This is a genomic window from Xanthomonas sp. LF02-5, from assembly GCF_034105325.1.
In the GTDB taxonomy this organism is placed as follows: Bacteria; Pseudomonadota; Gammaproteobacteria; order Xanthomonadales; family Xanthomonadaceae; genus Xanthomonas_A; species Xanthomonas_A sontii.
The window spans coordinates 1-236 of record NZ_JAXGGF010000027.1 but is presented as its reverse complement, the minus strand read 5'-3'; the positions used below and the strand labels follow the sequence as shown (position 1 = coordinate 236).

1 pseudogene is annotated in these 236 nt (G+C 66.5%); it reads left to right on the top strand.

Going from position 1 to position 236, the window contains the following annotated elements:
- Positions 1-236: pseudogene (locus tag SLW52_RS21085) on the top strand (flagellin); the annotation flags it as partial.

The window sequence follows — 236 nt, the reverse complement described above, 5'->3', positions numbered from 1 at the left end:
GCCGGTCTGGCGATCTCCGAGCGCTTCACCACCCAGATCCGCGGCCTGGACGTGGCCTCGCGCAACGCCAACGACGGCATCTCGCTGGCGCAGACCGCCGAAGGCGCGATGGTCGAAATCGGCAACAACCTGCAGCGTATCCGCGAACTGGCGGTGCAGTCGGCCAACGCCACCAACTCCACCACCGACCGTGGCGCGCTGAACTCGGAAGTCAAGCAGCTGGCCTCGGAAATCGA